A 14125-nucleotide genomic window follows, 5' to 3' on the forward strand; every position below is an offset into this window, starting at 1 on the left:
CGCGCAGTTGGCCTCGTCTACTCTCATCGATTCCGGAAGCTCTTTCTCATGGATGAAATTCAACAGCATTGGCTGTACGCCCTGTCTGCTCCCATGGTTTCAATCAACCCTGGCGCCGGTTATCTCGAGTCGGGCTTCTATGCCGATCCTTCCCCTATTGATCTCGATTGCAGTTGGGGAATCAACGACCGCGACCAGTTGCTCGGCATGCTGTGCATGGCGGACAAGGGCCATGCAGTTCACCTCAACGAGGCCTACCATCAATGGGCGCGCTGTTTGCCGAGTGAGTGGAGCAACCTCCAGCAGAGCTTGGGGACACGCGAGTTCGCATTGTACGAATTTGCCAGCCGGACTTTTGGAGCCTGCGGAGTAGGTGGCATACGCGCCTGGGACCTGGGGCGAATGGGTTTTCTGTTGCGTTGTGGTTTGCGCAACCAGTGGGTCGACTTGTCGGAAAGCCTCTGGCTGCAGAGCCGGCTGGCGTCGCGAGCGCGGCACTATTACGGCAATTGGGACACTTACCTGAATGGGTTCCTGGCGGGATATAGCTTCTGGAAGTGTGAGCGATTACCCGCAGAGCAACTCCATCGCGAACTGGCCCTTCAAACTGCCTGTGAAAGTACCCAGGTTATTGTCCGGACCCTGGCCGGAGCCGCAGCATCATTGCTTGAACCATTACCCTGGGACCTGCCCCTTGACGCACTGCCGCGTCCCGACAGCCTGGGGGTATTCGAATGGTCATGACTTGCTGGAAGACCCTGGGGATAGAGCCCACCCAGGATATTGATCTGATTCGGGCCGCCTACCGTGCCCGATTGCCCAAGCATCACCCGGAAAGCAATCCTTGCGGCTTCCAGGCCTTGCGCAGCGGCTACGAGGCGGCCCTGGAAGCTGCTCGCGCGGAGCCGGCGGATCGCGTTCTGCTGGTGGATACGCCGCCAGATGCCGGTACTCAACTATTGTCGGATTTCGAGGACTTACTCGAAGATCCAGCCCGGCGCTTCAACGTGCACGCCTGGCAAGTCTTTATCCGGCAACTGGATAGCCTGCCGCTGGACAGGCTCGAAGACCTCGGTTGGGGATTACTCAATGAACTGATGCAATCGGGGCCGTTATCGTCGCGATGCGCGCTGTTGCTCGTGCAACGTTTGGGGTGGTCGGATCAGTTGCTCAATGTGGATTTCGACAGCGCTCGCCGGATCGACGAGTTTCTGCACGACCTCAAGCGCCCCGACCCTTTTGACGTCGGGTTGATGGGGGAGTGGTCGCCTCCCGCACAAATGGAGACCCTCTGGTACATAAACAGCCTGGACCAGCTCTATCAACACCGGCCTTTACACGAGTATGTGCACTTTGCCAGTCAAGCTACCTGCGTAGCGCTCCCGGCAGATCCTGCGTTGATGCGCCGCATGCTGGTGCAACACACGCTCGCCGGGATGGCGGGCAAAGGCCTGCGTGAAGCGTGTGTCGAGTTGCATCATCAGGCGCCCGAAGATCTTGACGCGTTGTTCCTGTTGACGCGTCAGAACACGCTGTTGGGGCTGGAAGAACATGCGCTGCAAGGTTGGCTCAAGCTCTGGCATGAGCATCGGCACCCGAAAGCCGCTGATTACTTGCTGGAGCTTTGCGAGCGGCATCATCCGCAGCGGTTGCCGTTGTTGATTCAAGCATTTGATCGTAGAGAAGAGGCTCGGGAGCTGGATATCCGCCCGGACCCGGAGACGCCAGCGATGCACCCGGAAACGCTGGCGCGTTGGTTCAATGCGCTGAGGGCGGATTTGGATGGTTTTGCCGGCGCCTACGCCCAGTGGCAGGTCGGCGGTGATACGCGGCCCCTTCAGGCGTTCTTCAACGATGACGAGCAGGATGCTGATCTGCACCGTCTTTATCGTCATGCGTGGGCATTGCGTGAAGGTGCTTATGAGGATTTGCAGCAGGTGCTTGATGAACCGCCATCCGGTGATGTTCTGGAGGAGCTGATTCTTGAAGGGTTTCGGTATCGGGCAGGGCAGAAGATACGCGCGCAATCTGCGCCGCCAGCGGCAGAAGGCTCGCCCGCTTGCCGTATGCCTGAGCCGGTTTCGCCTTGGGCATTCTGGCGATTGGGCACGCGTCTGGGGCGCGCCGCCTTTTTCGGGCAGAGCCTGGGGCTTACGGTGTTTGGCCTTCTTTCGGCATTGATGATGAGCGTGACACCTGGCGCTGCATTGACGTTGCTGGCGCTTACCCTGCTGTTGCTGGCAGGCGCCAGCGTGCGGCGCCTACACGACATGGGGCGTGGCACTCCCACACTGTTGCTGGGCGTTGCGTTGGCGTTTGTGTTGCCGGTTATCCCGCTGGCGTTGTTTGTCTGGCCGGGTGACCGCTTGCCAAACCGCTACGGCCTCCCTCCAGGTGCACAGCCTCACCTGGATGAGGCCAGTGGTTAAAGCTGCAGTTGGTCCAGTGCCCCGTTCAGTTGCTGCTGGCAGGCGGTGATCTCGGTGGGGCGCTGGCTGGCGAGTACTTGATTGAAGGTGTCCAGCCAGTCGCTGATCTGTGCTCGATCATCCCCCAGGCTTTTTGCCCAGGCGCGTTCAAGGCGTGCGATAAGCGTGCGGTTGGGCAGCGTGTCTCGGGGATGGATTTTCAAGGCGTTGAGGCGCTGGTGGCTGGCTTTTCGAGCCTCCTCGCCCAGCCCGGTCGGTGTGTGGTCGATGCTGTGACTGTGGCGTTCGCCGTTATGCTGCAATGTCACGTCGACTTCCAGCAGCCCGTTGATGTCGTAGCTGAAACGGATGTCCAGCGCCTGGATCTCACCGGTTTGCGGCAGCGGGACTTCAAACGCATCGATAAAAATATTGTCCTGCACCCACGGTCGTTCTCCCTGGTAGATGTCGACCCGTATGAGTGCCTGCTGCGCGTGGGAACTGTAGAAACGCTGCACTCGCGAGACAGGAATCACCGTGTTGCGCTCAATGATCGGCGAGAACGCGCCGCTGTCATCTTCCCCGCGCAGGCATGAAACGCCCAGTGTATAGGGGCAGACATCCGTCAGGATCAGTTCCTCGATGGCGTGGTCTCGTGCCTTGCACGCCGCCTGCGCCGCTGCACCCAAGGCGACGAGCGTGTCGGGGTCAAGATGGCGGTAGGGGAGGCGGCCAAACAATGTGGCAACCATCTGTTGCACCGCTGGCATACGCGTCGCGCCGCCCACCAGTACCAGGTTGTCGAGGTCTTGAGGGCGTAACCGGCTGTCGCGCAATGCTTGTTCAATCGGTGTGCGCAACCGGTTTAGTAAAGGCGCCCATATTTTCAGTGCGCCAGGCTCATCCAGTTGCCACTCACGGGTGATGCCTGCGTGGTTCCAGGCCAGGGTTTGTGCCCCGCTGGACAGTTTGCATTTGAGCCCTTCAAGGCTGTCGCGCAGATTGGCCTGCGCCTGTACGTCGAGCGTTGCCGGCAGTAATTGCCAGTCCCTGAGGCACGCCTTGAGCAGGGCTTCGGTGAAGTCTTCCCCTCCCAGGAAGTTGTCGCCGGTAGAGGCGTGCACTTCGATCAGTGGCAGCGCGTACTCCAGCACGGTTACATCAAAGGTCCCGCCGCCCAGGTCGAAAATGAGTGTGCGTTCGAACTTTTGCTCGTGCAGCCCATACGCCATGGCCGCTGCGGTGGGTTCGTTAATCAGGCGTGTCACCGAAAGCCCCGCCAGCTCAGCGGCAAACAAGGTGCGTTTACGTTGTTCATCGCTGAAATAGGCCGGAACCGAAATGACCGCTTCATGCACGGGGTGCCCAAGCCATGCCTCGGCATCCGCCTTGAGTGCGCCAAGTACCAGCGCCGATAACTCTTCGGGGCTGAACGATTGGTCGCCCAGCTCAAAGCGTTTATCGCTGCCCATAAAGCGTTTGAAGGCAGCAACACTTCGTTGCGGGTGAGTCGCCAGGCGAGCCCGGGCGGCCTTGCCGACCAGAATCCTGCCGTCCTCGTCGAGGCTGATGACTGAGGGCGTCAGCACATCGCCGAGCGCGTTCGGGATTAGCCGGGTTTTGCCCTCGTGCCAGAGGGCGATAACGCTATGGGTCGTACCCAGGTCTATCCCCAGCAGCGCTGGGGCGTTCGTTGCATCCTGCATGGTAGGTGAGTCCGAAAATGGAAAGCACCTGAACCTACAGGCTCAAAAAGCAGCTGCCCATCAGGAAAATCCGGTGCAACTTATTCCGATGAAGTGGCCTGAGGGATCTGCTTCAGGACCTGCCTGAACCCCTCCACCGGCAACGGCCGACTGTGCAAATACCCCTGATACAAATGACACCCAAGCCCCTGCAAAAACGCCAGTTGCTCAGGGGTTTCCACACCCTCGGCAATCACCTCCAGGTTCAAGCTGCGCGCCATGGCCACGATCGCCCGGATGATTTCCGCGTCGTTCGGGTCATGGGTCGCATCGCGAACAAACGACTGGTCGATCTTCAGCGCATCCACCGGTAGGCGCTTGAGGTAGGTCAGTGATGAATAGCCTGTGCCGAAATCATCCATGGCAAAACTCACGCCGAGCTTTTTCAGGCGGCGCATTTTGCTGATGGTGTCGTCCAGGTTTTGAATCACGATGCCTTCGGTGATTTCCAGCTTTAGCAGGCTAAAGGGCAGGTGGTGCGTGCGCAGGCTGCGCTCCACCCGTTCGACAAAGTCGTTCTGGCGAAACTGCCGGGGGCTGATGTTCACGCACAGGCTGAAATTCAGCGGGTCCACCAGGCCCTCGCTGATCAATTGCGCGAAGGTCCCGCAAGCTTCGTCGAGGATCCAGGTGCCCACCTCCAGAATCAGCCCGCTGTCTTCCAGCACCTTGATAAATTCGGTCGGCGATTGCGCGCCCAACTGCGGGTGTTGCCAGCGCACCAGGGCTTCGGCGCCGACAATCCGATTGCCCCGGGCATCCACTTGCGGCTGGTAGTGCACGCTGAATTCACCGCGGGACAAGGCCAGGCGCAGGTCGGTCTCCATGCGCAGCCGCTCGCTGGCGGTCTTCTGCATGCTGTTGTGGAACATCTGGATGGTGTTGCGGCCCGAATCCTTGGCTCGATACAGGGCGATATCGGCACGCTTGAGCAAATCCGCCGGGGTTGAGCCGTGATCAGGTATCAGCGCCACGCCGATGCTCGGGGTGACTTGCAAGCGGTGGCCGTCCAGGAACATCGGCTCTGACAACAGTTCGCGCAGGGTATCGGCCAGTTCCTGAACCTGGGTGCTGACTTGCTGGCGCGAACCTTCCAGCCCGCTGAGCAGCACCACAAATTCATCGCCTCCCAGGCGCGCCACGGTGTCTTCCATGCGCACGCTGGCTTCGAGGCGCGCGGTGACGATTTTCAGCACGGTGTCGCCCACCGGGTGGCCGAGGGAATCGTTGATGTGCTTGAAGTGGTCCAGGTCGAGGAACAGCAGGGCGCCCCGCAGGTTATGGCGCTTGAGCAGGGCGATCTGCTGGCTCAGGCGGTCCATCAATAGGGCACGGTTGGGCAGGTTGGTGAGCGGGTCGTGATAGGCCAGGTGACGAATCTGCGCCTGGGCATTTTTCAGCAGGCTGACGTCCCGGGCGGTCAGCAGCAGGCACGGGGTTTCATTGAGGGTGATGGGCTCCACCGACACTTCAACCGCCAGCACGTCGCCGCGCTTGTTGTGCCAGAGCATTTCCAGGTGATGAATCCGGCCCTTGATCTGCAACTCGGCCAGCAACGCGGCACGCTGGTTTTCATCGGCCCAGATGCCGATCTGGTAGAGCGTCAGGCCTATCGCCTCTTCGGCGCGGTAGCCGGTCAGGCGGCAAAAACCGTCATTCACTTCCACGTAGCGCCCGGTATCGCGCTCGGTGATTGACACTGCGTCGGGGCTGGAATGAAAGGCCTTGGCGAACTTCTCTTCGCTGGCCTTGAGCGCCGCTTCCGAGCGTTGCTGCTGGGTGATGTCCCGCAGGGTGGTGACGATGCAGGGTTGGTCGCCGACCTTGATCAGGCGGCTGGAAATCACGCACGTCAGCGTCTGGCCGTTTTTGTGGTGGACGATGATTGCCACATTGCTCAGGGCTTGCTCGCGAATCACTTGCTCGATGCGTTGCAGGCGCTGGGTGGAATCGTCCCACAGGCCGATGTGTTCGGCGTTGTTGTTGATCACCTCGGCGGCGGTCCAGCCGAAGGTCAGGGTGAAGGCCGGGTTGATCTCGATGAACTGGCCGGTTTCCAGGCGCGTCACGCAAATCGGGTCGGGGCTGGCGAGGAACAGGCTGGCGAACTTTTCTTCCGAGGCGGTCAGGCGTTGTTCGCGCTCGACCTGGTCGGTGATGTCGAGCAACGTGCCGGCCATGCGCAGTGGCACGCCCAGCTCGTCGCGATACAGGCGGGCGCGGCTTTCCAGGTAGCGCGAACTGCCGTCCTCCAGTTGCACGCGATAGGTCAGTTGGTAATTGCCCGCCGGGCCTTCGCGCAGGGTGCGGTAGGCGTTGCGCATGTTCTCGCGCTCTTCATTGGGCATGCCTTCAAAAAACGCCTCGAAGGATTCGTGAAACGGCTGGGATTCCAGGCCATGCAATTGGGCGGCGCGGGCCGAGCCGTAGAGCATGCCGCTGGGAATGTGCCAGTCCCAGGTGCCCAGTTGGGCCGAGTCGAGGGCGAGGTCCAGGCGCTCCTGGCTGTCCTTGAGGGCTTGCTCGGCATTTTTGCGTTCAGTGGTGTCGACGAAGGTGCTGATCAGGTAAGCCTCGCCCTCCAGCTCGACTTTTTGCGCGCTGAGTGTGCCGTCATGGACCTGGCCGTTGCTGGCGCGAAACTGCACCTCCATGCTGATCGGCTTGCCCGTGCGCTGGGTGGCCTTGACCAGCAGCGCCCGTTGCTCGGGGTTGACCCACAGGCCGAGGTCGAGGGTACTGCGGCCGATGGCGTCGGCCAGCGGCCAGCCGAACAGGCTTTCAAAATACTGGTTGGCTTCGCTGATCAGGCCGTCGGCCTGGCGGGTCAGCAGGACCATGTTGGGGCACAGGTGAAACAGGGTGGCGAAGCGTTTTTCCGAATGGCTGAGGGCGTGTTCGCGCTCGCGCTGCTGGGTGATCTCGCGGATCACCCCGATCATGCGGCGCCGCCCGGCCTTGTCCGGCAGCAGGCTGCCGTTGATTTCCAGCCAGTGCAGGCTGCCGTCCGGCCACTGGATGCGGTGATGCATGGCCTGGGCGAACGGTTCGCCCGCCAGCACCGCGTGAAACGCCCGCACCACTTTGGCCCGGTCGTCGGTGGGCAGCAGGTCGAGGTATTCCAGGTCCTTGGGCAGCGGTTGGCGCGGGTCGAAGCCGAACAATGCCTGGGTGCCCCGGGACCAGCTTATGCGGCCGGTGTCGATTTCCCAGCTCCAGGCGCCCAGCCGGGCAGCGTTGAGCGCCGCCAGCAGTTGCGGCGCGCTGTCCCAGCTTTGCTCCGCCTCCTGTGGGTCCAGGGCGTAGATGCGGGGCAGAGGTGGCACGGTATCGACGGGGTTGCGCATTATCAAAGGGCCTTGGCTCAATGGGCGTTCGGCGCGGGTTCACGGTCTATGGGCCACGGCGATTCAAGCCTGATTCCCTGGCAGATCGACCTGTGCATCCAGTAGGCTCATGAAAGCCCGCGCAGCGTTCGACAGCGTCCTTTCGGTGTGCACGATATAGCCTAGCTGGCGACTGAGCTGTATGCCCGGCAAAGCGATGCGTGCCACTTGATCATCGAGCATGGTGCGCGGCAACACGCTCCAGGCAAGACCAATGGAGACCATCATCTTGATGGTTTCCAGGTAGTTGGTGCTCATGGCGATGTTCGGCGTCAGGCCCTGGGCCTCGAACAGCCGCTGCACGATATGGTGGGTAAAGGTGTTGCCGCCGGGAAACACCGCCGGGTGCCGGGCGATGTCCGCCAGGCTGACGTTGCCGTTGCTGATCAGGCTGTGTTCCGGCGCCACCACGAAATCCAGCGGGTCGTCCCACACCGAGGTGGCCCGCACCAGCGTATGGGGCTCGGGCGCCAGGGTAATCACGGCCACTTCGGCGCGCCCATGGAGGATTTCTTCGTAGGCCACTTCCGAATCGAGAAACTGAATATCCAGCGCGACGTTCGGGTATTCCCGGGTAAACGTGCGCAATACCGGTGGCAGGCGGTGCAGGCCGATGTGATGGCTGGTGGCCAGAGTGAGGCGCCCGCTGACCTCGCCGGTCAGGTTGGTCAGGGCGCGGCGGGTGTCGTCCAGCACATTGAGAATCTGATAAGCACGCGGTAATAACGCGCGCCCGGCTTCGGTGAGGCCGACTTCGCGCCCCAGCCGGTCGAACAAGCGCACCTTTAATTGCTGCTCCAAACCGGCGATGCGCTTGCTGATGGCCGGTTGGGTCAGGTGCAGGCGTTCACCGGCACCGGAGAAGCTGCCTGTCTCGGCGATGGCGATAAAAGCGTTGAGGTTGGCCAGATCCATTGTGCTATTCCAGTTGGTAATCCAAAGCATAAAAAATATGAATTTGAGTTATTTAATGTAGCGCCATACCATCAGCCTCACAAGCCAAAGGGTTATTGAATCGTTCAAGGCCCGGGGCATAGAAACACCTGATGAGGACCGCGTGATGGCCGGCAAAACGCTTTACGACAAGCTTTGGGATTCCCATGAAGTGAAACGGCGCGATGATGGGTCGTCGCTGATCTACATCGACCGTCACATCATCCATGAAGTGACCTCGCCCCAAGCGTTCGAAGGCCTGCGACTGGCCGGGCGCAAGCCTTGGCGCGTCGACTCGATCATCGCCACCCCGGACCACAACGTGCCGACCACGCCTGAGCGTAAAGGCGGGATCGACGCCATCGTCGACACCGTGTCGCGCCTTCAGGTGCAGACTCTCGATGATTACTGCGACGAATATGGCATCACCGAATTCAAGATGAATGACGTGCGTCAAGGGATCGTCCACGTGATCGGCCCGGAGCAGGGCGCCACTTTGCCCGGCATGACCGTGGTCTGCGGCGACTCCCACACCTCCACCCACGGTGCCTTCGGCGCCCTGGCCCACGGTATTGGTACGTCCGAGGTGGAGCACGTATTCGCCACCCAATGCCTCGTCGCCAAGAAAATGAAGAACATGCTGGTGTCGGTGGAAGGTCAATTGCCTTTCGGCGTCACCGCCAAAGACATCGTGCTGGCCGTGATCGGCAAGATCGGCACCGCCGGCGGTAACGGCCATGCCATCGAATTCGCCGGCAGCGCGATTCGCGACCTGTCCATCGAAGGCCGCATGACCATCTGCAACATGTCCATCGAAGCCGGTGCCCGTGTGGGCATGGTGGCGGCGGACGAAAAGACCATTGCCTACGTCAAGGGTCGCCCGTTCGCACCCAGCGGTGCCGATTGGGACGCGGCTGTCGAAGCCTGGAAAGATCTGGTTTCCGATGCCGACGCGGTGTTCGACACCGTGGTTGAACTCGACGCTACCCAGATCAAGCCGCAAGTCAGCTGGGGCACTTCGCCGGAAATGGTCTTGGCCGTTGATCAGAACGTGCCGGACCCGGCCAAGGAAACCGACCTGGTCAAGCGCGGCTCCATCGAGCGTGCCTTGAAGTACATGGGCTTGAAAGCCAACCAGGCGATCACCGACATCCAGTTGGACCGCGTATTCATCGGTTCCTGCACCAACTCGCGGATCGAAGACTTGCGCGCTGCGGCTGTCATCGCCAAGGGCCGCAAGGTTGCCTCAACCATCAAGCAAGCGATTGTGGTGCCAGGTTCGGGTTTGGTTAAAGCCCAGGCTGAAGCCGAAGGCCTGGACAAGATCTTCCTCGAAGCCGGTTTTGAATGGCGCGAGCCGGGCTGCTCGATGTGCCTGGCGATGAACCCGGACCGTTTGGAGTCGGGCGAGCATTGCGCGTCCACCTCCAACCGTAACTTCGAAGGGCGTCAGGGCGCCGGTGGTCGTACTCACCTCGTTAGCCCGGCCATGGCCGCCGCCGCTGCCGTCAACGGTCGTTTCATCGACGTTCGCGAATTGATCTGAGGAATACCCGATGAGAGCTTTTACCCAACACACCGGTTTAGTCGCGCCGTTGGACCGTGCCAACGTGGACACCGACCAGATCATTCCGAAGCAGTTCTTGAAGTCGATCAAACGCACCGGTTTTGGCCCGAACCTGTTCGATGAGTGGCGCTACCTGGACGTGGGCTACGCCTACCAGGACAACTCCAAGCGCCCGTTGAACAAGGATTTCGTACTCAACGCCGAGCGTTACCAGGGCGCCAGTGTCTTGCTGGCCCGGGAAAACTTCGGTTGCGGCTCCAGCCGTGAACACGCGCCGTGGGCCCTGGAAGAATATGGCTTTCGCAGCATCATCGCGCCGAGCTACGCCGACATCTTCTTCAACAACAGCTTCAAGAACGGCTTGCTGCCGATCATCTTGAGCGATGCCGAAGTGGATGAGTTGTTCCAGCAAGTGGAAGCCGATGTGGGCTACCAGTTGACCGTCGACCTGGCCGCGCAAACCGTGACCCGTCCGGACGGCAAGGTGTATCACTTTGAAGTGGACGCCTTCCGCAAGCACTGCCTGATCAACGGCCTGGACGACATCGGCCTGACCTTGCAGGACGGCGATGCGATTGCAGCGTTTGAAACCAAACACCGGGCCAGCCAGCCGTGGTTGTTTCGCGACGCTTGATTCTATGTAGACCGGACCGGCCCCTTCGCGAGCAAGCCCGCTCCCACATTTGATTGCATTTCAACTGAAGGAACTCGGTCGAATGTGGGAGCGGGCTTGCTCGCGAAAAGGCCAGCAGCAACACAATAACCAAGGACATCATCATGACCAGCACCGCCCACACCCAAGTCGTGCAAAAACAATTCGGCGAACAGGCCTCGGCCTACCTGAGCAGCGCAGTTCACGCTCAAGGCACCGAATTCGCGCTGCTGCAGGCCGAACTGGCCGGGCAGGGCGCAGCACGACTGCTGGACCTGGGTTGCGGCGCCGGCCATGTGAGCTTCAACGTTGCACCGCTGGTTAAAGAAGTGGTGGCCTACGACCTGTCCCAGCAAATGCTCGACGTGGTCGCCGCGGCTGCTGTGGATCGTGGCCTGGACAACATCCGCACCGTGCACGGCGCCGCTGAGCGCCTGCCGTTTGCCGACGGTGAGTTCGACTTCGTGTTCAGCCGCTACTCGGCCCACCACTGGAGCGACCTCGGCCTGGCCCTGCGTGAAGTGCGCCGGGTGCTGAAGCCTGGCGGCGTGGCGGCGTTTGTTGACGTCTTGTCACCGGGCAGCCCGCTGTTGGACACTTACCTGCAAACCGTCGAAGTGCTGCGCGACACCAGCCACGTGCGCGATTACTCCGCCGGTGAGTGGATGCGCCAGCTCAGCGAAGCCGGTTTGCAGGTGCGCAACAGCAGCCGTCAGCGCCTGCGCCTGGAGTACACCTCGTGGGTTGAGCGCATGCGCACGCCAGAGGTATTGCGCGCTGCGATCCTGGCGCTGCAAAAGGCGATGGGCCAGGAAGTGCGCGATTATTTCGAGATTCAAGCCGACGGCACCTTTAGCACCGACGTGCTGGTGGTGTGGGCCGAACGCTAATAATTTTTCCCGACCTGCCCACGGGCGGGTCGCTTGATGAAATGAGGAACGCATGAGCAAGCAGATTCTGATTCTCCCTGGCGACGGCATTGGTCCGGAAATCATGGCCGAAGCGGTCAAGGTCCTGGAAGTGGCCAACACCAAGTACAGCCTGGGCTTCGAATTGAGCCACGACGTGATCGGCGGCGCGGCTATCGACAAGCACGGCGTGCCCCTGGCCGACGAAACCCTGGACCGTGCCCGTGCAGCCGACGCCGTGCTGCTGGGCGCCGTGGGTGGCCCGAAATGGGACAAGATTGAACGTAACATCCGCCCTGAGCGCGGCCTGCTGAAGATCCGTGCGCAACTGGGCCTGTTCGGCAACCTGCGCCCGGCGATCCTGTACCCGCAACTGGCTGACGCTTCGAGCCTCAAGCCTGAAATCGTCGCCGGTCTGGACATCCTGATCGTGCGCGAACTGACCGGCGGTATCTACTTCGGCTCGCCACGGGGCGTGCGTGAGTTGGAAAATGGTGAGCGTCAGGCCTACGACACCCTGCCGTACAGCGAGAGCGAAATCCGCCGTATTGCCCGTGTCGGTTTCGACATGGCCCGTGTGCGTGGCAAGAAGGTCTGCTCGGTGGACAAGGCCAACGTATTGGCTTCCAGCCAGCTGTGGCGCGAAATCGTCGAAGAAGTCGCCAAGGACTACCCGGACGTTGAACTGAGCCACATGTACGTCGACAACGCCGCCATGCAGCTGGTGCGTGCACCCAAGCAGTTCGACGTGATCGTCACCGACAACCTGTTCGGCGACATCCTGTCCGACCAGGCCTCGATGCTCACCGGCTCCATCGGCATGCTGCCGTCGGCGTCCCTGGATGCCAACAACAAGGGCATGTACGAGCCGTGCCACGGTTCGGCGCCAGACATCGCAGGGCAGGGCATTGCTAACCCGTTGGCGACCATTTTGTCGGTGTCGATGATGCTGCGTTACAGCTTCAACCTGACCGACGCCGCGGATGCCATCGAGAAGGCTGTGAGCCTGGTGCTGGACCAAGGCCTGCGCACCGGCGACATCTGGTCGCAGGGTTGCACCAAGGTGGGTACGCAAGAAATGGGCGACGCAGTAGTCGCCGCGCTGCGGAATCTGTAATCTCTCGGGCCCGCTGGCAGATTGTTGCTGCAAGGCGGCCCACTTTTGAACAAGGTGTAGTTGCGATGAAACGTGTAGGTCTGATCGGTTGGCGCGGTATGGTCGGTTCCGTGCTCATGCAGCGGATGCTGGAAGAGCAGGATTTCGATCTTATTGAGCCGGTGTTTTTCACCACTTCCAATGTGGGTGGTCAAGGGCCGTCTGTGGGCAAGGACATTGCTCCGCTCAAGGACGCCTACAACATTGAAGAACTGAAGACCCTCGACGTCATTCTGACCTGCCAGGGCGGCGACTACACCAGCGAAGTCTTCCCCAAGCTGCGTGAAGCCGGCTGGCAGGGTTACTGGATCGACGCCGCTTCCAGCCTGCGCATGCAGGATGACGCGGTGATCGTCCTGGACCCGGTGAACCGCAAGGTGATCGACCAGCAACTGGACGCGGGCACCAAGAACTACATCGGTGGCAACTGCACCGTCAGCCTGATGCTGATGGGCCTGGGCGGCTTGTTCGAAGCCGGCCTGGTAGAGTGGATGAGCGCCATGACCTATCAGGCGGCCTCCGGTGCCGGCGCGCAGAACATGCGTGAACTGATCAAGCAAATGGGTGCGACCCACGCTGCGGTGGCCGATCAACTGGCCGACCCGGCCAGCGCGATCCTCGACATCGACCGCCGTGTGGCCGAAGCCATGCGCAGCGATGCCTACCCGACCGAGAACTTCGGTGTGCCATTGGCCGGTAGCCTGATCCCCTGGATCGACAAGGAACTGCCTAACGGCCAGAGCCGTGAAGAGTGGAAGGCCCAGGCCGAGACCAACAAGATCCTCGGTCGCTTCAAGAGCCCGATCCCGGTGGATGGTATCTGCGTGCGCATCGGCGCCATGCGTTGCCACAGCCAGGCGCTGACCATCAAGCTGAACAAAGACGTGCCGATCGCCGATATCGAAGGGCTGATCAGCCAGCACAACCCTTGGGTCAAGCTGGTGCCGAACAACCGCGATATCAGCATCCAGGAACTGAGCCCGAACAAAGTGACCGGTACCCTGAATGTGCCGGTTGGCCGTCTGCGCAAGCTGAACATGGGTACTCAGTACCTGGGCGCGTTCACTGTCGGCGACCAATTGCTGTGGGGCGCGGCTGAGCCGTTGCGTCGCATGCTGCGGATCTTGCTGGAACTTTAATCGCTGCTTGTAATAAAAAACCCGTGCTCTGGTGACAGGCGCGGGTTTTTTATTGCCCTTTGGGGCCTCTTCGCGAGCAAGCCCGCTCCCACAGTTGATCGCATTTCAACTGAAGGAACTCGGTCGAATGTGGGAGCGGGCTTGCTCGCGAAGAGGCGATCAGCCAAACCACAAGGCCCAGCCTAATTGCCTCACCCCCGGCCACCCGGTAAAGTGCCGCTCCCCCCGCAA

The 14125-nt window shown here is 61.0% G+C and carries 10 protein-coding genes; 7 read left to right on the forward strand and 3 right to left on the reverse strand.

Features of this window, described 5'->3' with window-relative positions; all coding sequences use genetic code 11:
* The first annotated feature begins 48 nt into the window (after positions 1–48).
* Positions 49–744, forward strand: coding sequence for a DUF1266 domain-containing protein (locus CEC48_RS03650; RefSeq protein ID WP_088422636.1), 696 nt, complete (start codon positions 49–51; stop codon positions 742–744).
* Positions 741–2429 (forward strand): DUF805 domain-containing protein, encoded by a 1689-nt coding sequence (locus tag CEC48_RS03655; protein WP_176438659.1) that lies wholly within the window; start codon positions 741–743, stop codon positions 2427–2429. Before CEC48_RS03650 ends, CEC48_RS03655 begins: the two co-directional genes overlap by 4 nt.
* Here the strand turns inward: CEC48_RS03655 and CEC48_RS03660 are convergent.
* The 3 genes from CEC48_RS03660 to CEC48_RS03670 all read right to left on the reverse strand — a co-directional run bounded on the left by CEC48_RS03660 (position 2426) and on the right by CEC48_RS03670 (position 8454).
* The gene (locus CEC48_RS03660) at positions 2426–4114 is read right to left on the reverse strand and encodes a molecular chaperone HscC (protein ID WP_088422511.1); all 1689 of its coding nucleotides are present in this window, start codon (positions 4112–4114) and stop codon (positions 2426–2428) included. The two genes, CEC48_RS03655 and CEC48_RS03660, sit on opposite strands and share 4 nt — an antisense overlap.
* 80 nt (positions 4115–4194) lie before the next feature.
* Positions 4195–7500 (reverse strand): EAL domain-containing protein, encoded by a 3306-nt coding sequence (locus CEC48_RS03665; protein ID WP_088422512.1) that lies wholly within the window; start codon positions 7498–7500, stop codon positions 4195–4197.
* Positions 7501–7563: 63 nt separating this feature from the next.
* Positions 7564–8454, reverse strand: a complete 891-nt coding sequence (locus tag CEC48_RS03670; RefSeq protein ID WP_088422513.1) for a LysR family transcriptional regulator — start codon at positions 8452–8454, stop codon at positions 7564–7566.
* Between the two features lie 145 nt (positions 8455–8599).
* On the opposite strand from CEC48_RS03670, the gene leuC reads away from it, so the two are divergent.
* The 5 genes from leuC to asd all read left to right on the forward strand — a co-directional run bounded on the left by leuC (position 8600) and on the right by asd (position 13894).
* Positions 8600–10018 carry a 3-isopropylmalate dehydratase large subunit gene (leuC, locus tag CEC48_RS03675; RefSeq protein WP_088422514.1) on the forward strand — a complete coding sequence of 473 codons (1419 nt, stop codon included), beginning with the start codon at positions 8600–8602 and terminating at the stop codon, positions 10016–10018.
* A gap of 10 nt (positions 10019–10028) precedes the next feature.
* Positions 10029–10673, forward strand: a complete 645-nt coding sequence (leuD, locus tag CEC48_RS03680) for a 3-isopropylmalate dehydratase small subunit (RefSeq protein WP_088422515.1) — start codon at positions 10029–10031, stop codon at positions 10671–10673.
* 143 nt (positions 10674–10816) lie between these two features.
* A complete protein-coding gene (locus CEC48_RS03685; RefSeq protein ID WP_088422516.1) occupies positions 10817–11581 on the forward strand; it encodes a class I SAM-dependent methyltransferase in 765 nt (254 codons plus the stop codon).
* A gap of 52 nt (positions 11582–11633) precedes the next feature.
* Positions 11634–12716 (forward strand): 3-isopropylmalate dehydrogenase, encoded by a 1083-nt coding sequence (gene leuB, locus CEC48_RS03690; RefSeq protein ID WP_088422517.1) that lies wholly within the window; start codon positions 11634–11636, stop codon positions 12714–12716.
* 65 nt (positions 12717–12781) lie between these two features.
* Positions 12782–13894, forward strand: coding sequence for an aspartate-semialdehyde dehydrogenase (gene asd, locus CEC48_RS03695; protein ID WP_088422518.1), 1113 nt, complete (start codon positions 12782–12784; stop codon positions 13892–13894).
* Positions 13895–14125: the final 231 nt, after the last annotated feature.

The sequence above is a fragment of the Pseudomonas sp. K2I15 genome (genome assembly GCF_002204795.1).
Classification (GTDB): domain Bacteria; phylum Pseudomonadota; class Gammaproteobacteria; order Pseudomonadales; family Pseudomonadaceae; genus Aquipseudomonas.